The 19,945-nt window shown below is 64.4% G+C and carries 16 protein-coding genes and 1 CRISPR repeat array; of the genes, 6 read left to right on the top strand and 10 right to left on the bottom strand.

All coding sequences use genetic code 11. From position 1 onward, the window contains the following. Positions 1-101: 101 nt before the first annotated feature. Both BN3266_RS09520 and BN3266_RS09515 read right to left on the bottom strand, forming a co-directional pair. Positions 102-1,472: an MATE family efflux transporter gene (locus tag BN3266_RS09520; RefSeq protein ID WP_059004967.1), complete on the bottom strand. Its 1,371-nt coding sequence runs from the start codon at positions 1,470-1,472 to the stop codon at positions 102-104. Then, the gene (locus BN3266_RS09515; RefSeq protein WP_075109734.1) at positions 1,465-2,313 is read right to left on the bottom strand and encodes a GNAT family N-acetyltransferase; all 849 of its coding nucleotides are present in this window, start codon (positions 2,311-2,313) and stop codon (positions 1,465-1,467) included. The genes BN3266_RS09520 and BN3266_RS09515 overlap by 8 nt, the downstream gene beginning before the upstream one ends. Positions 2,314-2,621: 308 nt before the next feature. Here BN3266_RS09515 and BN3266_RS09510 point away from each other — a divergent pair, with 308 nt between their 5' ends. Both BN3266_RS09510 and BN3266_RS09505 read left to right on the top strand, forming a co-directional pair. Then, on the top strand, positions 2,622-3,197 hold the full coding sequence (locus BN3266_RS09510) for a xanthine phosphoribosyltransferase (RefSeq protein WP_021658896.1): 576 nt from the start codon (positions 2,622-2,624) through the stop codon (positions 3,195-3,197). 217 nt (positions 3,198-3,414) lie between these two features. Continuing rightward, a complete protein-coding gene (locus BN3266_RS09505) occupies positions 3,415-5,025 on the top strand; it encodes an amidohydrolase (RefSeq protein WP_059004966.1) in 1,611 nt (536 codons plus the stop codon). Positions 5,026-5,080: 55 nt separating this feature from the next. Here BN3266_RS09505 and BN3266_RS09500 read toward each other — a convergent pair whose 3' ends face one another. Together BN3266_RS09500 and BN3266_RS09495 are read right to left on the bottom strand one after the other, a co-directional pair. Continuing rightward, positions 5,081-5,782: a sugar transferase gene (locus BN3266_RS09500; protein ID WP_059004965.1), complete on the bottom strand. Its 702-nt coding sequence runs from the start codon at positions 5,780-5,782 to the stop codon at positions 5,081-5,083. Continuing rightward, positions 5,779-6,978, bottom strand: coding sequence for a DegT/DnrJ/EryC1/StrS family aminotransferase (locus tag BN3266_RS09495; protein WP_059004964.1), 1,200 nt, complete (start codon positions 6,976-6,978; stop codon positions 5,779-5,781). Before BN3266_RS09495 ends, BN3266_RS09500 begins: the two co-directional genes overlap by 4 nt. A 639-nt stretch (positions 6,979-7,617) precedes the next feature. Between BN3266_RS09495 and BN3266_RS09490 the strand changes: the two genes are divergently transcribed. Next, entirely contained in the window at positions 7,618-8,568 is a 951-nt protein-coding gene (locus BN3266_RS09490) for an NAD(P)-dependent oxidoreductase (RefSeq protein ID WP_059004963.1), read from the top strand. A gap of 268 nt (positions 8,569-8,836) precedes the next feature. On the opposite strand, the gene BN3266_RS09485 is transcribed toward BN3266_RS09490, so the two are convergent. The 4 genes from BN3266_RS09485 to alaS all read right to left on the bottom strand — a co-directional run bounded on the left by BN3266_RS09485 (position 8,837) and on the right by alaS (position 13,787). Then, entirely contained in the window at positions 8,837-9,178 is a 342-nt protein-coding gene (locus tag BN3266_RS09485) for a type II toxin-antitoxin system RelE/ParE family toxin (protein WP_242861752.1), read from the bottom strand. After that, complete coding sequence (locus BN3266_RS13290; protein ID WP_075109733.1) at positions 9,147-9,410, bottom strand: type II toxin-antitoxin system Phd/YefM family antitoxin; 264 nt, start codon at positions 9,408-9,410, stop codon at positions 9,147-9,149. The genes BN3266_RS09485 and BN3266_RS13290 overlap by 32 nt, the downstream gene beginning before the upstream one ends. A 235-nt stretch (positions 9,411-9,645) precedes the next feature. Continuing rightward, a CRISPR array of direct repeats spans positions 9,646-10,430; the repeat unit is 34 nt; unit sequence ATTTCAATCCACGTCCCCTGCGTGAGGGGACGAC. Between the two features lie 256 nt (positions 10,431-10,686). Beyond that, a complete protein-coding gene (locus BN3266_RS09480; RefSeq protein WP_021658887.1) occupies positions 10,687-11,025 on the bottom strand; it encodes a histidine triad nucleotide-binding protein in 339 nt (112 codons plus the stop codon). 107 nt (positions 11,026-11,132) lie between these two features. Then, positions 11,133-13,787, bottom strand: coding sequence for an alanine--tRNA ligase (gene alaS / locus BN3266_RS09475; protein WP_059004962.1), 2,655 nt, complete (start codon positions 13,785-13,787; stop codon positions 11,133-11,135). Positions 13,788-14,296: 509 nt separating this feature from the next. Here alaS and BN3266_RS09470 point away from each other — a divergent pair. Continuing rightward, positions 14,297-15,181: a YitT family protein gene (locus BN3266_RS09470; RefSeq protein WP_059004961.1), complete on the top strand. Its 885-nt coding sequence runs from the start codon at positions 14,297-14,299 to the stop codon at positions 15,179-15,181. Between the two features lie 66 nt (positions 15,182-15,247). On the opposite strand, the gene BN3266_RS09465 is transcribed toward BN3266_RS09470, so the two are convergent. Further along, the gene (locus tag BN3266_RS09465) at positions 15,248-15,835 is read right to left on the bottom strand and encodes a pentapeptide repeat-containing protein (protein ID WP_059004960.1); all 588 of its coding nucleotides are present in this window, start codon (positions 15,833-15,835) and stop codon (positions 15,248-15,250) included. A 189-nt stretch (positions 15,836-16,024) separates the two neighbouring features. Between BN3266_RS09465 and BN3266_RS09460 the strand changes: the two genes are divergently transcribed. Both BN3266_RS09460 and BN3266_RS09455 read left to right on the top strand, forming a co-directional pair. After that, a complete protein-coding gene (locus tag BN3266_RS09460; protein WP_059004959.1) occupies positions 16,025-17,506 on the top strand; it encodes an APC family permease in 1,482 nt (493 codons plus the stop codon). 76 nt (positions 17,507-17,582) lie between these two features. Further along, positions 17,583-18,947 carry an MATE family efflux transporter gene (locus tag BN3266_RS09455; protein WP_059005567.1) on the top strand — a complete coding sequence of 455 codons (1,365 nt, stop codon included), beginning with the start codon at positions 17,583-17,585 and terminating at the stop codon, positions 18,945-18,947. Here the strand turns inward: BN3266_RS09455 and BN3266_RS09450 are convergent. After that, positions 18,901-19,839, bottom strand: coding sequence for a hypothetical protein (locus BN3266_RS09450; protein ID WP_059004958.1), 939 nt, complete (start codon positions 19,837-19,839; stop codon positions 18,901-18,903). The genes BN3266_RS09455 and BN3266_RS09450 overlap by 47 nt on opposite strands. Positions 19,840-19,945: the final 106 nt, after the last annotated feature.

Below are 19,945 nucleotides of genomic sequence, written 5' to 3'. Positions count from 1 at the left end.
AAGGGCGGAGAGGCCGCCTGTTTTCCCCCGACAGTCCGAGCGCCCTCCCTCCCACCGCCGGGCACGGGGGCGAAGGCAAGGGTGAGAGTGAGGGCGACCGGTCAGCGGGGCGCCCTCGGGGCCTCTCCCTCCCCCTCCAGCCGCCGGCGCTGCCGCCAGAGATAAACCACCGAGCAGAGGAAGGCGCCCCCCTCCGCCAGGGGGACCGCCAGCCAGATGCCCGCCCTCCCCCAGACCCGGGGCAGGTACAGGATGGCGGGCGCCAGCAGGCCGAAGGTGCGCAGAAAGGAGAGCAGGGCCGAGGTCCTACCGTCCGACAGGGCGGTAAAATAGGCCGAGGAGAAGAGATTGATCCCCGAGAAGAGGAAGGAGTAGGCAAAGAGGGAGAACCCCTCTGCCGCCAAATTTGCCACCGCTTGGTCCTCCCCCGCAAAGAGGGCGGCGATCCGGCCGCCCCCCAGCAGGGCCGCGGCGAACACCGCCAGGGAGGAGAGCCCCACCGCCCCCAGGGCCAGGCGGGTGGTCCTCGCCAGGGCCGAGCGGTCCCCCCGCCCATACTGGTAGCTGATGACCGGGGCCACCCCCATGGAGAAGCCGATGTAGAGGGTGCTGAGCACGAACTGGGAGTAGATGAGGACGGTGATGGCCGCCACCCCCTCCTCCCCCAGGCGGGCCATCATGGCGGCGTTGAAGAGAAAGGTGGTCACCGCTGCCGCCAGCTGGCCCACCATCTCGCTGCAGCCGTTGCGGCAGCTCTCGGCCACCGCTTGCCACCCGCCGCCGGGGCGGGCGAAGCGCAGGCTCCCCCCGTCCCGGGCGAAAAACCAGAGACCGGCCGCCACGGGGATGGCGTAGCCGATCCCCGTCCCGAGGGCGGCCCCCGCCACCCCCATCCCCCCGGGGACGATGAAGAGCCAGTCCAGCAGGGCGTTGGCGCAGCCCGACCCCAGGGTGAGCGCCAGCCCCAGCCCGGGACGGCCCGCCGTCACCAGCAGGTTTTGAAAGAACACCTGCCCCAGCCCCGCCGGGGTGAAGAGGAGGATGACGGCCAGGTAGTCGCGGCAGTAGGGGTAGAGCCGCTCGCTGGCCCCCAGCCCCCGGATGAGGGAGGGCAAAAAGAGCAGCCCACCCAGGGCGATCAGCACCCCGAGGGCCCCGGCGAAAAGGGCCAGCAGGGTGAACTTGCGGCGGGCGGCCAGGGCGTTTCCCGCCCCCATCTCCCGCGCCACCAGGGCGCTCCCCCCGGTGGCCAGCATGGTCCCCAGCCCCACCGTCAGGTTGATGACCGGGCAGACGATGTTCACCGCCGAGAGGGCGTCGGTCCCCACCAGCCGGGCGATAAACAGGGTGTCCACCACCGTGTAAAGCCCCATGAACAGCATGGTCCCCACCGTGGGCAGGGCAAAGCGCAGCAGGGCGGCGGGGCCGAAAGCCCGGTCCAGGGGGTTGGCCCCCTCGGTTTTTTTACCCATCCCGCCGCCTCCCCTCCGGGGGAAAGAGGATCATCTGCTGGGTGGGGTAGCCAAATTCCACCCGCAGGGGGCCCTCGACAAAGCCCAGGCGCAAAAAGGCGGCCCGATAGCCCGGATCGGCCCGGTCCCCCGCGCGAAAGGTGGTCAGGTAGAGGGGGCTGCCCGGCCAGCGGGCGGCGGCAAAGCGGAGCATTGCCCGGGCCGCCCCCCGCCGCCGGCAGTGGGGCGACACCGTCAGGTAATCGATCCACCCGGGCGCGCGCCCCAGGATGACCGCCCCCGCCAGCTCCCCCTCCCCGGTGGGCAGGAGGAAGGCCCGCCCCTCCGCCACTGCCGCCGCGAGGGCGCGGCCGAACCCCTCCTCCTCCAGGTGGGGAAAGCCCTCCACCGTGGAAAAGGCCAGCTCTGTCCAGGCGGGGATGTCCTCCTCCCGGGCCGGGCGCACCGCGCCAAATCGCCGCGCCCCTCTGGCAGAGAGCTGCCGGGGGCGATGGCGAAGCTGCAGGGGGTAAAAGTGCCCCTCTTCCCGAAAGGCGTGGGGCGGCTGCTTGTAAAAGGCGGCAAAGGCGGCGGTGAAGGCCTGTTGGCTCTCATACCCCGCCGCCAGGGCGATGTCCGCCAGGGGCCGGTGGGTGTAGCAGAGCTGCAGCGCCGCCTCGGTCAGCCGGCGGCGCTGGGCGTAGCGGGCGGGCGGCAGCCCCACCGCCCCCACAAAGGCCCGCTGCAGGTAGTAGGGGGAGTAGTGCAGCCGTTCGGCCAACTCGGCCAGCGGGATGCGGCGCTGCAGCTCCTCCTCGATGATGGCGACCGCCTCTGCCGCCAGTTTTCGCGCGCTGTTCAACGGCGCTCCCCCCTCTCTGTTTTTTTCAGTATAGCAGACCGGCGCGCAGGGCGCTTTCTCTCCCTTGCCCATTTTGCCCACTTTGCGCGGGGAGGCGCGAAAAACCGCCTCAAAAGCGGAAACGGTTTGCCGTCGAAATGCCCCGCCGCTGTCAAACAGCCGCCTTTTTTTCGGGACAGATGCCAACGGTGCCAGACCGCCCCCGAAAAATCGACAAATTTGTGAGCAGTTTGCCCCTTTCTTTCTGTCCTGCCGCCGTGGTATCCTGGTGGTACTTTGGAAATTGGAATGCAGGAGGAAAGACGCCTATGGAACTCTTGAAGCAGCGCATCTTACAGGACGGAAAGGTCAAGCCCGGCCACATTTTGAAGGTGGACAGCTTTCTCAACCACCAGATGGACATCCCCCTTCTCGACGAGATCGGGGCGGAGTTTGCGCGCCGGTTCGCAGGGGTGCCGGTCAGCAAGATCCTCACCATCGAGGCGTCGGGCATCGGCATCGCCGCCATCGCCGCCCGCCACTTCGGCAACGTGCCGGTGATCTTTGCCAAAAAGACCAAGTCCAAGAACCTGGACGGGGACATCCTCACCGCCCAGGTGACCTCCTACACCCGGGGCACCACCTTTGATATTCAGGTGGAGAGCAAGTTTGTCAACCCGGGGGACCACATCCTCATCCTCGACGACTTTTTGGCCCGCGGACAGGCCCTGTTGGGCCTCATCCAGCTGGTGCAGCAGGCGGGCGCCACCATCGCCGGCTGCGGCATCGTCATCGAAAAGGGCTTTCAGGACGGCGGGGAGCTGGTGCGCCGGACCGGCGTCCGGCTGGAGAGCCTGGCCGTCATCAAGGAGATGAGCGACGACAGCCTGGTCTTTGCCGACTGACCCACCCGCCCAATGCCACCGCCGGGGACGCCCCCTCTCGACCGCCGAGGGGGGGCGTCCCTTTTTTCGCGCAGAATTTACAATTTTTTCATAGCTGCCGCCGGAGCGCCCACTACAATAGAAAACACGGCCCGGCATATCTCTCCGGGCCGGAGACTAGACTACTGTATATCGGCCGCCCCTCCCGGCGGCACAGAAAAGAAGGGTGAAACGCAATATGTCACAAACGCTCTACTACAACGGCCACATCTACACCATGGAGCCCGGCGACCAGTGCCGCTGCGAGGCTGTTTTGGTGGCAGACGGCCGCATTTTGGGGGCCGGCGCACTCGCCGCCATGGAGCAGCTGGCCGACGCCGGTGTCCGCCGGGTGGACCTGGAGGGAAAGACCCTCCTCCCCTCCTTCATCGACCCCCACAGCCACCTCTCCATGCTGGCAAACACCCTGCACGCCGTCCCCCTGGGGGACTGCACCAGCTACCGGCAGATCGTGCAGCGGCTGCGAGAGGCCGTCGCCAGCGGGGACCTGGAGCCCGGCCAGTGGGTCGTCGGCTTTGGCTACGATCACAACCGCCTCGAAGAGGGGCGCCACCCCACCCGGCAGGTGCTCGACCAGGTCAGTTCCACCCGGCCGGTGCTCATCACCCACCAGTCGGGCCACATGGGGGTGGCCAACACCATCGCCTTAAACGAGGGCGGCTACACCCCCCAGACCCCCGACCCCGAGGGCGGCAAGATTGGACGGGACTACGCCACCGGGGAGCTCAGCGGCTATCTGGAAGAAAACGCCTTCATCTCCTTCTCCTCCTCCGCCTCCGGCCTGGCCCCCACCTTCGCGCAGATGCTGGCCCTCTGCGAAAAGGCGCAGGAGGTGTATCTCAAACACGGTATCACCACCGCTCAGGAGGGGATGGTCAAGCACCAGAACTTCACCCTGCTGCGCACCCTGGCCGAGCACGGCAGCCTGAAATTGGACCTGGTGGGCTATGTCGACTTGAAGGACGAGGCGGAGATCGCCAAGGAAAACCCCGAGTACCTGCGCCAGTACCGCAACCGGCTGAAAATCGGCGGCTACAAGATCTTCCTCGACGGCTCGCCCCAGGGCAAGACCGCCTGGCTCTCCGCCCCCTACGAGGGCGAGCGGGACGGCTACTGCGGCTACCCCATCTACAAGGACGCCGAGGTGGAGCGGTTTTGCAAAATCGCCATGGGCGAGGGGATGCAGCTGCTCTGCCACTGCAACGGCGACGCGGCCTCGCAGCAGTACCTGGACGCCTTTGCCGCGGCCAAGGCCGCCCTGCCGGACAAAGACACCTGCCGCCCGGTGATGATCCACGCCCAGACGGTCCGCCCCGGCGACCAGCTGCCCCGGATGAAGGAGCTGGGGATGATGCCCTCCTACTTTGTCGCCCACACCTATTTCTGGGGGGACACCCACCTGAAAAACCTGGGGCAGGAGCGGGCCACCCGCATCTCCCCCGCCGCCTCCACCTTAAAGGCGGGCATCCCCTTCACCTTCCACCAGGACACCCCCGTCTTGGAGCCGGATATGCTCCGCACCGTCTGGTGCGCGGTCAACCGCATCAGCCTCTCGGGAGCCGACATGGGAAAAGAGGAGCGCATCTCCCCCCTGGAGGCGCTGAAGGCCGTGACCATCAACGCCGCCTACCAGTACTTTGAAGAGGACGAAAAGGGCTCCATCGCCCCCGGCAAGCTGGCCAACCTGGTCATCCTCGACCAGGACCCCATGGAGGTGGACCCCATGGCGATCTGCGACATCCGGGTGGTGGAGACCATCCGCGAGGGCGAAACCCTCTACCGCGCCTGAGGGACAGGCGACAAAAGAGCGCGCGAACGGTGTTCGCGCGCTCTTTTTTGCTGTTTTAATCCTGGTGAAAGAAAACCCCCATGACGGTTTTCCACATCAGTTTGAAATCCTCCCCGAGGCCGAAGTTTTGCAGGTATTCCAGGTTGTAGCGCATCTTGGCGGGCAGCACCCGGGTGACGTAGGCCTGGTCGATGTCGCTGCAGCCCTCTTCCATGGCCTGGTTGAGGATGGTCTGCTCGTCCTTGAACTTAATGCTGGCGTTGGAGGTGATCCCCGCCGGCAACAGCAGGGTGGCCCGCATCTCATCGGTGTAGGCGTCCACGTACTGGGGCACCTCGGGGCGGGTGCCCACAAAGGTCATCTGCCCCAAAAAGACGTTGATGAGCTGGGGCAGCTCGTCCAGCCGGTAGGTGCGCAGCTTGTCCCCCACCCGGGTGACCCGGCTGTCGCCGGGAGCGGTGACGGCGCTGCCCAACTTGTCCGCGTCCTGTACCATGGTGCGAAACTTGAAGATGCGAAAGGGCTTGCCGCCGGTGGTGATCCGCTCCTGCCGGAAAAAGACCGGCCCGCGGGAGTCGCACTTGATGACCACCGCCAGCACCAGCAGCAGCGGCGACAGACAGATGAGCATCAGGGCGCTGACGATCAGGTCAAAGGCCCGCTTGCAGAGAAGGCTCCCCTTTTTCTTGAGCAGCCTGTCCCTGTATTGGTGGATGATGGGGGCGTCCATCGCCCCCGTCAGTTTCCCTGGTATCATACATCTTCCTCAAGGCTTTGCAGGACCGCTGCGATCACATATTCCACCTGCTCGTCGGTGAGGGTGCTGTACAGGGGAAGGGTCATCTCGTTTACAAACTGGGCGTAGGCGTTGGGGTAATCGGCAATGTCAAAGCCCAGGTTTTTGTATGCGCTCAACAGCGGCAGCGGCTTGTAGTGGACGTTGGTAGCGACCCCCTTCTCGGCGATGCGCTCGATGAGGGCGTTTCGCTTTTCTAGGCTGTAGCCGGGGATCCGGGTCAGGTAGAGGTGGCCGGAGGACTGGTACTCCCCGGTGTAGTGGGGCATGACCTCCAGCTTGCCGGCAAAGGCGGCGTCGTAGCGCGTGACCACAGAGCGGCGCTCGGCCAGCAGCTGGGGATAGCGCTCCAACTGGCTCTGGCCCAGGCCCGCCAAAATGTCGGTCATATTGCACTTGTAGGCCGGGGAGACGATGTCGTACTCCCAGGCGCCCAACTTGGTCTTGGAGAGGGCGTCTTTGGTCTGCCCGTGCAGGGAGAGCAGCATGAACTGGCGGTAGATCTCCTCCCCGTCGATGCCGGGAAAGTCCAGCCAGGTGGCACTCCCCCCCTCGGCGGTGGTGAGGTTTTTCACCGCGTGGAAGGAAAAGCAGGTGAAGTCGGCCACAGAGCCGATCTGCCTGCCCTTGTAGGTGGCCCCTACCGAGTGGGCGGCGTCCGCCACCACGGCCACCCGGCCGATGGCCTTTTGCAGGTCGCTAGCCGGGGTGAAGAGGTCTTTTTTCCCCTCCAACACCGAGAAGATGGCGTCGTAGTCGGCGGGCACCCCGCCGATGTCCACCGGAATGACCGCCTTGGTTTTCGGAGTGATGGCCTTTTCCAGATTGGCAGCCGACATGTGGTAGCTGCCCTCGTCCACATCGATGAGGACCGGGGTGGCGCCCACGTGGCAGATGACGCTGCAGGAGGCCGTGTAGGTATATGCAGAGGTGATGACCTCATCCCCCGGGCCGATGCCCAGCACCCGCAGAGAGAGCTCCAGCGCGGCGGTGGCCGAGTTGAGGCAGGCGGTGTGGGCGGTGCCGCAGTAGGCGGAGAGGTCCTTTTCCAACTGTTTGGTCTTGGGGCCGGTGGTGATCCAACCCGAACGAAGGGCATCAACTACATTGGCGATGTCCTGTTCGCTGATATCCGGGGGAGAAAAGGGAATTTTCATTACAGATCGCACTCATTTCTCTTGATTACTCGGTGGATAAGCCACAGAAGAAAGGACGGCACCCTGCCCGAGGCAGCATTGGGCCGACCTTGCTTGAATCAATTGTAATCGTTTCCCCATGGCCTGTCAAGAAATGGGGGCACTTTATCACGGAAAATTCATTTTCTCCTCCGGCTTTTCAGACAGCGTTCACAGGGGGTTCATGTTCTCTTTTTCGGCGGCCGTTTCAGGGTCATCCTCTATGTATATTTTTTCCTTTTGCGTGACTTTTATTCCCCCCTGTACCGCCGGCGGCCACCTGTGGTATAATGGCAGAAATGTGGCTGTCCTGCGGCGATTGCCGGGCTGCTGCGCACCCCCATACCATCCCCCTGCCCATGGCTCAACGGCGCGCTTTTCGGTGGGAAGGGTGGGCAAAATAGGCAGGCGGCGAAATCCAAGTCAAAAAAGGGGGCCACTCCCCCTCTGGCACTCCCCGCTGTGCCCGCAAGGGCTTGCGGCTGCACGGTGGGTTCGTCGGGCCGCCCTGCTCGTCGGCGCACGACCCCGCTCATCCCGCCTGCCGCCCCACTCCCGAAGAGATGAAGCGCCTGTTTTGGCAGGGGCGAACTGTAAAAAAGAGAGAAAGAGGGTACTTTTGTGAAGGATAAAACTGTGGTCCTCAACGCCGACCGCATCAACTACGACGGCAAAATCGACTTCTCCCACATCGCCTCCCAGGTCACCGTCTACGGCGCCACCGACGAGGGACAACTGTTGGAGCGCATTCAGGGATACGACATTGTGGTGACCAAGGAGATGCCCGTCTCCGCCGAGAGCATCCGCCGGTTCCCCGATTCGGTCAAGCTCCTCTGCGAGGCGGGAACCGGCTACAACAACATCGACCTGGCCGCCGCCAAGGCCCGGGGGATCACCGTCTGCAACATCCCCGCTTACAGCACCCAGCGGGTTGCACACACCGTCTTTTTGCTGCTGCTCAACCTCTTTTCCTCCATGCAAAAGCAGCAGGCCATGCTCTGCCGGGGCGATCACAGCAATTTTGAGCAGTTTCTCCAGGTCGACCATCTGGAGCTCAACGGCAAGACCCTGGGGGTCGTCGGGGCCGGTCACATCGGCCGGGCAGTCATCCGTCTGGCCCACGCCTTTGACATGGAGGTGCTGGCCTACACCCGCACCTCTCGGCCCGACGAGGAGGGGGTGCGGTATGTCCCCCTCGACACCCTGCTGCGGGAGAGCGACGCCGTGACCCTCCACTGCCCCCTCACCGAACAGACCCGCCACCTGATCGACGAGGCGGCCCTCGCCAAGATGAAACCGACCGCCTTCCTCATCAACACCTCCCGTGGGGCCTTGATCGATGAGCCCGCCCTCATTCGGGCCCTGACTGCCCGACAGATCGCCGGGGCCGGACTGGATGTGTTGGAGCAGGAGCCTCCCCGGCCGGACAACCCGCTCTACACCCTGGACAACGTGGTCCTCACCCCCCACATGGGTTGGAAGGGGCTGGAGACCCGCCAGCGTCTTGTCGACCTGTTGGGAGAAAACATCGCCGCCTTCTGCCGGGGAGAGCCCCGCAACGTCATCGTCTGAACTTCAATTGACAGATCAAGTGGGTAAAAAGAGGGAGCCGGAGCAGCAGATGCTGCTCCGGCTCTTTTTTTTGTGCGGGGGATTGTGCTCTGGGATAAGAAGTTTGCACGGCGGCTGTATCTGTGCAGGTGCTGAAGTTTTAGGTCGTGTCCCCGAATGGAGGACGACAGTGCCGTCGGCGGTGGTGATCGCAGTCTTAGCCCAATTCCAATCCACGCCCCCCGCACGGGGGGGACAACGCCTTCCGGCCTCAGGTCGGAGTAGGCCATCACAAGAAGTTATGGTATTCCCGCGCGCCAAACAAGACGCGCATAATAAAAACTTCTTTCTCTAATTTGTTTACGAGATAGAAGATTAAATAATTTTCGACAACCAATTTGCGATAGCCTTTAGACGCAAGATACACATCCTCTACTTCAGGCCCAGTATATGGATATTGTTCTAACCGGCTGATAGACTGCTCCATCTGATCAAGTAAGCGAATTGCAGCTGCTTCATTATAAAGCGTTTTTGATATATAAGTGTCTATTGAATCTAGGTCCTCAAATGCTAATGGAGTATATCTGATTTTGTAAATATCATTTTCCATGCTTCTCACGTAGGCGCCCAAATACTTCTTCTCCATCTAGAAGAGACACGCCATCCTCCACTTGCTTTTCTGCGGCTCCTAATTTGCGATAGACGTCTAGGAGTCCAAGCTGTCTCTCATAGGTCTCCATACTCATTACAACTAAATGTCCACTACCGTTTTTTGTAATATATACTGGCTCATTTTTTTGGTGACACAACTCTGAAATCTTGCTTGTGTCGCGCAAATCTGCAATGGGTCTAATAGTCGGCATCTTTATCAGCTCCTTTCGCTATTATATTATACCGCAATAAAGAGCAGAATACAACCATAATTTTGTACATAATTATGGTTGTATTCTGCTATATAGTTCGATCTCAGGTCGGGTCTCTGCTATGGAGTATTTACGGGTCTAAAAAATCAAGGCTAGACGGCACCAGAACTTAAATCTGGCTGCTGTAATGAGAGAAGACCTACGGCCTGCTCTTGTCTGGACCCCAGCCACACGGATTTCAATCCACGTCCCCTGCGTGAGGGGACGACGATTCCATCAAGGCAGATCATGTCCGACGGTGTATTTCAATCCACGTCCCCTGCGCGAGGGGACGACCTCTGCGTGAAGATGAGCATGGGGCAGATGGTCGGGATTTCAATCCACGTCCCCTGCGTGAGGGGACGACATGTAGTGCGGGTTGCCCCCGGCTCCCGTGATGTTATTTCAATCCACGTCCCCTGCGTGAGGGGACGACCATGCGCCAGATTTATGGCCGGAAGTATCTTCTGATTTCAATCCACGTCCCCTGCGTGAGGGGACGACATGGTCGCGGCCAGCCTGATGCCGATATGTTTTTATTTCAATCCACGTCCCCTGCGTGAGGGGACGACCGGCAGCGACCTGGAGGATGACGACACCTACCGGATTTCAATCCACGTCCCCTGCGCGAGGGGACGACTTTCTAATCTCGAAAATGGGCGGCGGGGGATTACAATTTCAATCCACGTCCCCTGCGTGAGGGGACGACACAGCGTGGTAAAGGTCATAAGGGATGGAGAAGGATTTCAATCCACGTCCCCTGCGTGAGGGGACGACGGGCCAGATCGTCGAAAAAGCGAAAAGTACGGCCTATTTCAATCCACGTCCCCTGCGTGAGGGGACGACACCTGTTTTGGAATATGCAATTACCCCAAAAATATTTCAATCCACGTCCCCTGCGTGAGGGGACGACCGGGGGCACAGAATCGGCAGCGTGTGGAAGTTTGATTTCAATCCACGTCCCCTGCGTGAGGGGACGACAGCAAAACAGCACAAAAACAAGGCGCTGCTTTCCTCTTTAGGATACTCTTTCCACAAAATCCTGTCAAATGCAAATCCCATTTTTCCCAGACTTCTCCATTCCGCCGCAAAAGGCCGGTATTCTGCGGTGCGAACCTCCCGGCAAATGGATGTGCACTTGGGGTTCGCACCCACGAATTGGGGGGAAAGCGTGCAAAAGAGCTGGACGCAGACGCGTCCAGCTCTTTGAATCGAGGGATATGCGAGGGCAGGGCAATCAGCCCGGGGGCCAGGCCAGCGAGCGGCCGGCCAGCACGTGGAAGTGCAGGTGACCCACCGTCTGGCCGCCGTCCTTGCCGCAGTTGTTGACGATGCGGTAGCCGTCTTTCAGCCCCAGCTCCCCCGCCAGCTTGGCGATGGTGGCGAAGATGTGGGCGACAATGGCGCTGTTTTCTTCAGTCAGCTCGTCGCAGCTGGCGATGTGGGCCTTGGGGATGACCAGAAAGTGGACCGGCGCCTGGGGATCGACATCGTAAAAGGCCAGGATCGAGTCGTCCTCATAGAGCTTTTTCGAGGGGATCTCCCCCCCTGCGATCTTGCAAAAAAGGCAATCCACTGGGCACTCCTCCCTTCTGCTGGCGAGCAGGGGCTCTCCCCCGCCCGCCGGGCGATTCTGTGTAAGCGCTGACGCCGCGCCCTGTCACAGGCGGGGCGGAAAAGGCACTAGTGGGCGATCATTCGGGCGATGATGCTGGGTACCTGGGCGATGGCCTCGTCGATTTTGAAGATCTCCTTGACGCCGGCCATGGCATTGTCGGCCCGGCCGCCGCCGCTGCCCCCGGCCAGTTTGGCGATCTCCTTGACCAGATTGCCGGCGTGGACCCCGGCCTCAACGGCCTCCTTGCCGCAGGAGACGCAGATAGTGCCCTTGCCGTCGACCACGGTGGAGAGGACGGCCACCATCCGCGACGCCTTGTCCCGCACCCGTTCGCCCATCGAGCGCAGGCTCTTGGCGTCGGTGCCGGTGAAGGAGGCGCTGACCAGCCGCACGTTCCCCACCTCGGTGGCCTGCTCGAAGAGGCTGTCCATCTGGATGGCGGCCAGCTGGCTGCCCAGCTCCTCGATCTGCTTGCCGCAGCGCTTGAGCTCGCCCATCACCGACTCAGCCTTTTCCACCAAGTCGGCGGGGTTTTGCAGTTTCAGGGCCCGGGCGGCCTGCTGGATGGCCTCCTGGTCGCGGTCGAGCTGGCGGATGACGCCGAAGCCGGTGACGGCCTCGATCCGGCGGACGCCGGCGGCCACCGAGCTCTCGGAGAGGATCTTGAACAGCCCGATGCAGCCGGTGTTCTTCACGTGGGTGCCGCCGCAGAACTCGCGGGAGAAATCCCCCACCGAGCAGACCCGGACGGTGTCTCCGTACTTCTCGCCAAAGAGGGCCATGGCCCCCAGCTGCTTGGCCTCCTCAATGGGCATCTCCCGCACGTCGGTGGGCAGGGCCTCCATGATCTTGCGGTTGACCAGCTCCTCCACCTGGGCCAGTTCCAGCCCGCTCATGGAGGAGAAGTGGGAGAAGTCAAAGCGGACGCGGTCCTTGGTCACCAGCTGGCCGGCCTGGTGGACATGCTCGCCCAACACCTCCCGCAGGGCGGCCTGCAGCAGGTGGGCAGAGGTGTGGTTGCGGGCCACGGCGGCGCGGTAGTCCTTGTCCACCGAGAGGCGCAGGGCGTCGCCGGTGTGGAGGGTGCCGCACTGCACGGTGACGGTGTGGAGGTACTGGCCGGTGGGGGACTTGGTGCAGCCCTCCACCAGGGCGGCGACCCCCTCGCCGGTGATGGCGCCCCGGTCCCCCACCTGTCCGCCGCTCTCGGCGTAGAAGGGGGTGGTGTCGAAGATGAGGGTGGCCTGCTCGCCGGCGGTGACGCTGTCAGCCAGCTGGCCGCCCGCGATGATGCAGGCCAAGCGGGCCACCGCGTCCAGCTTTTCATAGCCCACAAACGCGGTGCGGGGCAGGTCCAGCTCGGCGGTGACGTCCTCCGACCAGGCGATGGTGTCCATCTGCTCCCTGGCGGCGCGAGCCCGCTGGCGCTGCTGCTCCATCAGCTCGTTGAAGGTCGCTTCGTCCAGGCCGATCTCCCGCTCGGCCACGATCTCCCGCACCAGGTCGATGGGGAAGCCGAAGGTGTCGTAGAGCTTGAAGGCCTCGTCCCCGGAGAGGACGGCCTTGCCGGCTTTGATCTGCTCGGCGCTGATGTGGTCGAGCATGGTGCCCAGCAGATCCATCCCCTGGTCGATGGTCTTTTCAAAGCGGAGCTCTTCGTTCTGGATGACCTTTTTGATGTACTCCCGCTTCTCGCCCAACTCGGGGTAGGCGCCGATGTTCTCGTCGATGACGGTGTCGCAGACCTGGTAGAGGAAGGCCCGGTCGATGCCCAGCAGCCGGCCGTGGCGGGCGGCCCGGCGCAGCAGCCGGCGCAGCACGTAGCCCCGGCCCTCGTTTTGCGGCACCACCCCGTCGGAGACCATGAAGACGGTGGAGCGGATGTGGTCGGTCACCACCCGCAGGGAGACGTCGGTGCGGGGGTCCTCGCCGTAGTGGACGCCGGCGATCTTGCTGATGTGCTTCATGATGTTCTGGACGGTGTCCACCTCGAAGAGGTTGTCCACCCCCTGCATCAGGCAGGCGAGGCGCTCAAGCCCCATGCCGGTGTCGATGTTCTTGTGCTCCATCTCGGTGTAGTTGCCCTCGCCGTCGTTGACGAACTGGGAGAACACCAGGTTCCAAAACTCCATGAAGCGGTCGCACTCGCAGCCGGGGCCGCAGTCGGGGCTGCCGCAGCCGTACTTCTCGCCCCGGTCAAAGTAGATCTCGGAGCAGGGGCCGCAGGGGCCGGCGCCGATCTCCCAGAAGTTGTCCTCCTTGCCCAGGCGGACCACCCGCTCGGGGGCCACGCCGATCTCCTTGGTCCAGATGTCGTAGGCCTCGTCATCGTCCAGGTAGATGGTGACCCAGAGCTTGTCCACCGGGATCTCCAGCCGCTGGGTGATGAACTCCCAGGCCCAGGCGATGGCCTCTTTCTTGAAGTAGTCGCCAAAGGAGAAGTTGCCCAACATCTCAAAGTAGGTGCCGTGGCGGGCGGTCTTGCCCACCTGCTCGATGTCGGGGGTGCGGATGCACTTTTGGCAGGTGGTGACCCGGACGTTGGGCGGGGTCTCCTGGCCGAGAAAGTACTTTTTCAGCGGGGCCATCCCCGAGTTGATGAGCAGGAGGCTGTTGTCCCCCTGGGGCACCAGCGGGGCGCTGGGGAGGCGGGTGTGCCCCTTCTCCTCAAAAAAGGCGAGAAACTCTTCCCGCAGTTGATTCAGTCCAGTCCATTTCACGATCGACTCGCTCCTCTTCTCTCGTTGGTTGCGCCGAAGGGGTCTGCCCCTGGCCGGCGGCCGCGGCATACAAAAAAACAGCTCCGCCCCCACTCTGGGACGAAAGCTGTCAGTTTCCGCGGTACCACCCAAATTGCGCAGGGCGCAAAGGCCCCCGCCTCTTTGCGGCCGTAACGGGGCCGGGCCCGCCGCCGGTCCTCCCGGCGAAACTCCAAGGCGGCAGCCATGCGCCCCGCCCAAGGGCCCTTTCAGCACAGGGGCCCCTCTCTGGGTGGGGAGGCGCACAGCCTTCCTCTTCAGCGTCTTTCACAAAGATGATTGTACACGCACCGGCCGCCGTTTGTCAAGGAAAAGGCGGCTTTTTCAGGCCATTTTCCCCGCCCGCCCAGACCGGACACCCAAAATCGGTAAAAAGCCCCTCTTTTTTGGCGCCCGCTCTGGAAAAACGGGGCCAAATCGCGTATACTGGCTCTGTTTGGAAAAGCTAGAGAGAAAGGACGTGACCGGAGATGAAAATCGACTGGAAAGAGGAGGGGAAGAAGGTCCCCTTCATCGTGGCGGGGAACGCCATCCTGGCCCTGGGGGTGGTGGCCTTTATCGTGCCCGGGGGGCTGATTTCCGGCGGGGCCACCGGCCTGGCCCTGCTCATCAGCCACCTGCTGCCGGTGGACATCTCGTTGGCGCTTTCGGCCCTCAACTTCGTCCTCTTTTTCGTGGGGGCGGCCTTTTTGGGGCGGCGCTTTGCCCTGTCCACCCTCCTTTCCTCGGTGCTCTACCCGCTGTTTGTCAAGCTGTTTCAGTCTGTCCCCGCCCTGACCACCTTCACCGACAACATCCTCTTGCAGACGGTGTACAGCGGGCTGCTGGTGGGGCTGGGGGTCGGCCTGGTGCTGCGGGTAGGCTCCTCCACCGGGGGGATGGACATCCCGCCGGTGATCCTCCACGAAAAGGTGGGGCTGCCCCTGGCGGGGCTGATGTACGGCTTTGACACGGTGATCCTGCTCTGCCAAATCGGCTATTCCAGCGCTGAGCAGGTGCTCTTCGGGGTGCTGGAAGTCCTCATCAGCGCCCTGGTGATGAGCCGGGTGCTGCTGCTGGGCAAGAGCCAGACCCAGGCCATGATCATCAGCCCCAAGTACCAGGAGATCAGCCAGGCCATTCAGGAACAGCTGGAGCGGGGCACCACCCTGCTGGCGGCCACCACCGGCTACCTGCTGGCCAACCAGCAGGTGGTGATGGCGGTGGTCTCCAACCGGGAACTGGCCCGGCTCAAATCGGTGGTGACCGCCATCGACCCCCAGGCCTTCATGGTGCTCAGCGAGGTGGGGGAGGTGCGGGGGCGCGGCTTCTCCTTTGAGCAGGAGCGCCGTCGCCGACCCGGACAGACCCGATAAAAAAAGGAAGAGGCCCCCGGACGGCAGCGCTGTCCGGGGGCCCTCTCTTTTGCCTGTCGGGGACACTCACTCGACGGTGACTTCCAGGGAGTGGAGGAGGTTGACGGCCTCGGGGAAGGAGAAGCGGGCCCCCTTCATCCGGCTGGTGAGAACGTCGACCTCATACCCCGTCGCCTCGCGGAAATCCGCCCTCCGCAGGTCGCACTTGAAAAACTCGGTCCCCTCCAGCCGGCAGCCGAAAAAGCGGCTCTCGAAGAGGTCGCACTCGCCGAAGGTGGAGCGCAGGAGGGCGCAACTGGAAAAGTCAAACCGGCGCAGGCTCATCCCGGTGAAGGTGTTGTACCTGAGCTGGCAGTCCTCCAGGCTGCTGACCGGCTCGGCAAAGCGGCCGCTGGGCAGCAGTTCGCCCCAGTTGACCCCCACCAGGGAGGAGGCGACCCAGTCGGTGCCGCGGAGTTCCGATCCCTCGCTGCGCAGGTTGGTCACCCGGCACCCCTCGAACCGGCAGCCGGAGAAGGTGCAGCCCAGCAGCCGGCAGTTTTCGGCGGCGCAGTCGCGAAAGGTGCAGTCGGCAAAGGTGCACCCCGCAAGGGTCTCCCCCTCCAGCCGCACCCCCTCGAAAAGGCGGTCTTCAAAAGAGCTGTTTTCCACCATTGTGCAATCCCTCCCTGCCCCCTCTCCGCCCACGGGGCGGGGAGGGGATATGGGGGGATTATAGCACATCCCGCCCGGCGGGACAACGGGGCTGACGAGGGAGGCCGGGCACACCTTTTTCCCCACCTTCCCGTAGACTGGCGGAGGCCGCGCGGACGGCCAAACACTGCTGTGAGAGGAAGGAATGCCATGCAAAACTGCAAAAGCGACCCGGCGCAGGCCGGGCTGAGGCGCTGTCTGGGGCTGCGGGAGACCATCACCCTGACGGTGGGAACGGTGATCGGGGTGGGGCTGTTCACCGTGGGGGCCAACGTGGTGGGGATGCTGGGGCCCGCCACCATCCTCGCCACCCTGGCGGCCATGTTGGTGAGCATCTACCCCGCCCTGCTCTATGCCGAGATGGGGGCCGCCCTCCCCTTTTCCGGGGGTACATATCAATACGCGTCGCTGGGGTTGGGGCGGCCCTTTGGGATGCTGGCGGGGTGGAATTTCATCATCTCCATGGTGTCGGTGGCCAGCGGCGAGGCCCTGGCCTTCAGCTTCTACCTGCGCACCCTGCTGGGGGCCCTGGGGATCGAGCTGCCCCTCTCGGACCGGTGGGTGGCCTGCATCACCCTGGTGGTCTTTTTGCTGCTGGCCGTGCGGGGGGTGGAGATGACCGGGCGGCTGCAAAACGGGTTCCTCTTTTTCTTCTGGGGGGTGGCGGCGGTCTGGGTGCTCTCCCTTCTGCCCTCCCTGACCGGCGGCGGGCCGGTGGCGGTGCCCGACCCGTCCAGCCTGACCCCCAGCGGCTTTCTGGGGTGCGTCTGTCTCATCTGGTGGTGTTTTGCCGGGTTTGAGACCTGCTGCGCCATGGGGGAGGAGATCCGCTACCCCCAGAAAAACCTGCCCCGGGCCCTCTTCCTGGCCCCGTTTTTGGTCTTTGCGGTCAACGGGCTGTTCCAGTGGGCGCTGGTGGCCCTGGTGCCGGGGGACGCCCTGGGGCAGCTGGCCACAGCGGCCGCCCCCTATGCCGAGGGGATGCGCCTGGCCGGGGTGGTGGGCTTCCCCCTGGTGCTCCTCTGCGCGGGCATCGCCTTTGGGGGCGACTTCTCCACCCTCAACGCCGGGGTGTCGGCCCCGGCGCGCTACCTCTACACCATGGCCAGGGACGGGGCGGCCCCCGCTGTCTTCGGCAGGCTGCACCCCCGCTGGCACACCCCTGCCGCGGCCGTGGCCGTCATCGGGGGGCTGATGGTTTTGCTGGTGGGCACCGGCTCCATCGCCTACATTGCCTCCCTCTCCCTCTTCGCGACCCTCTTTTACTACGTCATCGGCATCGCCGCGGCCTGTGGGCTGCGGCTGCACAAGCCCGACCTGACCCGACCCTACCGGGCCCCCCTGCTCTGGGTGGGGGCGCCGGTGAGCATCCTCATCTACCTGGTGATGATGACCCAGCTGGACCCCTTCGCCGCCCTGGCGGGGGCGGCCTGGTCGGCCCTGGGGCTGCTGCTCTACGCCCTCTGCCGCCGGGGAAAGCGGGGGGCGGAGATCGCGCTGCCCCCCCTACCCCCACCGCCGGGGCCGGAGGAGAGCCGAAAGATGGACCGCTCCTTCCGCCGCTGGGCCTGGGTAGTGGCGGCCGCCGCCCTGTTGGTCTTGGGGCTCAACCTGGCCCTGTTGGCCCGCTGAGACCCCGGCGGGGCGCATGAACCGCTCCCCCTTCGCATAGGAATGAAAAAATACAGGAATTTTGGGGGGAATCAAAATGGAGGGACGGCGGCTGACGGAGGGGAGCGCCTTTGGGACACTGGTGCGGTTCTCGCTCCCCTTTTTGCTGGCAAACATCCTGCAGGCCTGCTACGGGGCCTCGGACCTGTTCATGGTGGGGCGGTTTTCCGACTCGGTGGGGGTCTGCGCGGTGGCCACCGGCGGACAGGTGATGCAGACCATCACCGGCCTCTCCATCGGCCTGACCGCCGGGGGGACGGTGCTCATCGGCCAGTACTACGGCGCCCGCCGGGGGCGGGAGGTTGCCAGCGCGGTCAAGACCATCTTCTGGGTGTTCGGGCTGCTCTCCCTGGCCCTCTGCGCCGCCACCCTGCTCCTCCTCGACCCCATCTGCAACTTGATGCAGGTGCCCGCCGAGGCCCTGGCCACCACCCGGCAGTACCTCTTTCTCTGCGCCCTGGGCATCCCCTTCATTGTGGGGTACAACGCCGTCAGCGGCATCCTGCGGGGGCTGGGGGACTCCCGCACCCCGCTGCTGCTCATCGCCCTGGCCTGTGTCATCAACGTCTCCACCGACGTGCTCTTTGTGGGGGTGATGCGCCAGGGGGCGGCCGGGGCCGCGGTCTCGACCGTCCTCGCCCAGGTGGCGAGCCTGGTGCTGGCCCTGTTCTACCTGGCCGGGCGGGGGCTGGTGCGCAAGTACCGGGGCGGCGCGCCCTGCTTCAAGCTGGTGGCGGCCAAACAGGTGCTGGCCACCGGGGCCCCCATCGCCCTGCAGGAGGGGCTGGTCAACCTCTCCTTTCTCATCATCACCGCCATCCTCAACGGGCTGGGGCTGGTGGCGGCGGCCGCCGTGGGGGTGGTGGAGAAGCTGATCGCCTTCTCCATGCTGCCCACCACCGCCTTTGCCGCCGCCCTCTCGGCCATGACCGCCCAGCACCGGGGCGCGGGGATGATGGGGCGGGCCAAGCGCTGCCTCAAGATGGCCATCGCCCTCTCGCTGGTGTTCGGGGCGGGCTGTTTTCTGGCCGCCCAGTTACAGGCCCCGGCCCTGGTGGGGCTCTTCACCGGCGACCCCCGGGTGGTGGCGGCGGGGAGCGGCTACCTGCGGGCATACAGCGCCGACTGCATGGCCGTCTGCTTCGTCTTCTGCATGAACGCCTTTTTGAGCGGGGGCGGGCACCCGGTCTTCCCCCTGGTGCACAGCCTGCTCTCCACCTTTCTGGTGCGCATCCCCCTCTCCCTCTTCTTCTCCCGCAGCGGCGGGGGGACCCTCACGCCGGTGGGCTTTGCCGCCCCCCTGGCCACCCTCTTCTCCCTGCTGCTCTGCCTGTGGTACATGAAAAAGGTCGGGTCTAGCGGTTTGGAAGGAGGGTCTGCAGCCGCACCAAGTCGCGGATAAAGGACTGGTTGGTGTGGGGTCCCGCCAGGGCCTCCACCGCCCGCTGGAGCCGAAGGGCCTTCGCCCTTCGGCTCCTATTCTGTTTGGCGTAGGCGGCGAAGCGGGGCAGGGACCGCTCCACCCGGCTGCGGTAGAGGGCGGGGGCGGCCGGAGCGGCGGAGAGGGTGGCGATCAGGGTCTGCAACGCCGGCAGGTCCCGGTAGAGGGGGGCCAGCTTTCTGCCCAGCCGGGACTGCTCGAGGGAGAGGAGGGTGATGTCGAAGATGAGGAAGGTGAGCATGGCCTCCAACAGGGGCGGCACCGCCCCCTCGGCCACCCCGTGCAGGGCGGCGGGGCTGCCCAGCAGGGCCGCCGCCAGCAGGTTGCCCGAGAGCTTGAAGCCGGTGGCCAGCAGGCAGAGCAGCCCCATCCCGAAATAGAGGGCGGGCCGGTTGCGCAGGAGCAGGTGCAAAAAGAGCACCCAGAGCAAAAAGAGGAGGTAGCGGCAGGCGTAGGTCAGGTTGTCGGGGAGCTGGGCCACCCGCTGGCAGTACTCCGCCAACCCGGCGAGACCGGTCCCCTCCCCCCGCAGGTACTCGAGGTAGGGCTGGTTTTGGCAGAGGAGGTAGGCCATCTCCTCCGCCCGCTGGGCGTACTGGCGGCAGAGTTCGGCCTGGGGTACCGGCGGCGCAAGTCCCAGGGGGGAAAGCAGGTCCAGCGGCACCCCGAAGCGCGCCTGGCTCTCCTCGCTGAAATAGGGGTTTTGCTCAAACTCTCCCCCGCTGGCGTAGAGGGCCAGCAGCCGGGGGCTGCTCTCCACCCGGCGGGCCAGGGCCGGGCCGGCCCAGCTCGAGAAGGCCAGGGCCAGCCAGAAGGCCAGGGCCGCCGCCAGCGCCTTTCCCAACCGCTTCATCCCCATCTCTCCCCTCCCGCGCCGCCGGACACGGCGCTTTTTACAGAGTATGGGGCGAACGGGGGCAAAATAGTCCCCTTTTCACAGACCGCATCCCGCCGCAAAA

Origin of the sequence: Bittarella massiliensis (ex Durand et al. 2017), assembly GCF_001486165.1 — a bacterium.
Taxonomy (GTDB): Bacteria; Bacillota; Clostridia; order Oscillospirales; family Ruminococcaceae; genus Bittarella; species Bittarella massiliensis.
This window is presented reverse-complemented; position numbering and strand designations above follow the sequence as displayed.

Bases quoted from the DNA above. Each gene is read 5' to 3' on its own strand.
- BN3266_RS09505 (WP_059004966.1), top strand. From the start codon at position 3,415: ATGTCACAAACGCTCTACTACAACGGCCACATCTACACCATGGAGCCC.
- BN3266_RS09520 (WP_059004967.1), bottom strand. From the start codon at position 1,472: ATGGGTAAAAAAACCGAGGGGGCCAACCCCCTGGACCGGGCTTTCGGC.
- BN3266_RS09495 (WP_059004964.1), bottom strand. From the start codon at position 6,978: ATGAAAATTCCCTTTTCTCCCCCGGATATCAGCGAACAGGACATCGCC.
- BN3266_RS09465 (WP_059004960.1), bottom strand. From the start codon at position 15,835: ATGGTGGAAAACAGCTCTTTTGAAGACCGCCTTTTCGAGGGGGTGCGG.
- BN3266_RS13290 (WP_075109733.1), bottom strand. From the start codon at position 9,410: ATGCCGACTATTAGACCCATTGCAGATTTGCGCGACACAAGCAAGATT.
- BN3266_RS09500 (WP_059004965.1), bottom strand. From the start codon at position 5,782: ATGATACCAGGGAAACTGACGGGGGCGATGGACGCCCCCATCATCCAC.
- BN3266_RS09470 (WP_059004961.1), top strand. From the start codon at position 14,297: ATGAAAATCGACTGGAAAGAGGAGGGGAAGAAGGTCCCCTTCATCGTG.
- BN3266_RS09455 (WP_059005567.1), top strand. From the start codon at position 17,583: ATGGAGGGACGGCGGCTGACGGAGGGGAGCGCCTTTGGGACACTGGTG.
- BN3266_RS09450 (WP_059004958.1), bottom strand. From the start codon at position 19,839: ATGAAGCGGTTGGGAAAGGCGCTGGCGGCGGCCCTGGCCTTCTGGCTG.
- BN3266_RS09510 (WP_021658896.1), top strand. From the start codon at position 2,622: ATGGAACTCTTGAAGCAGCGCATCTTACAGGACGGAAAGGTCAAGCCC.
- BN3266_RS09460 (WP_059004959.1), top strand. From the start codon at position 16,025: ATGCAAAACTGCAAAAGCGACCCGGCGCAGGCCGGGCTGAGGCGCTGT.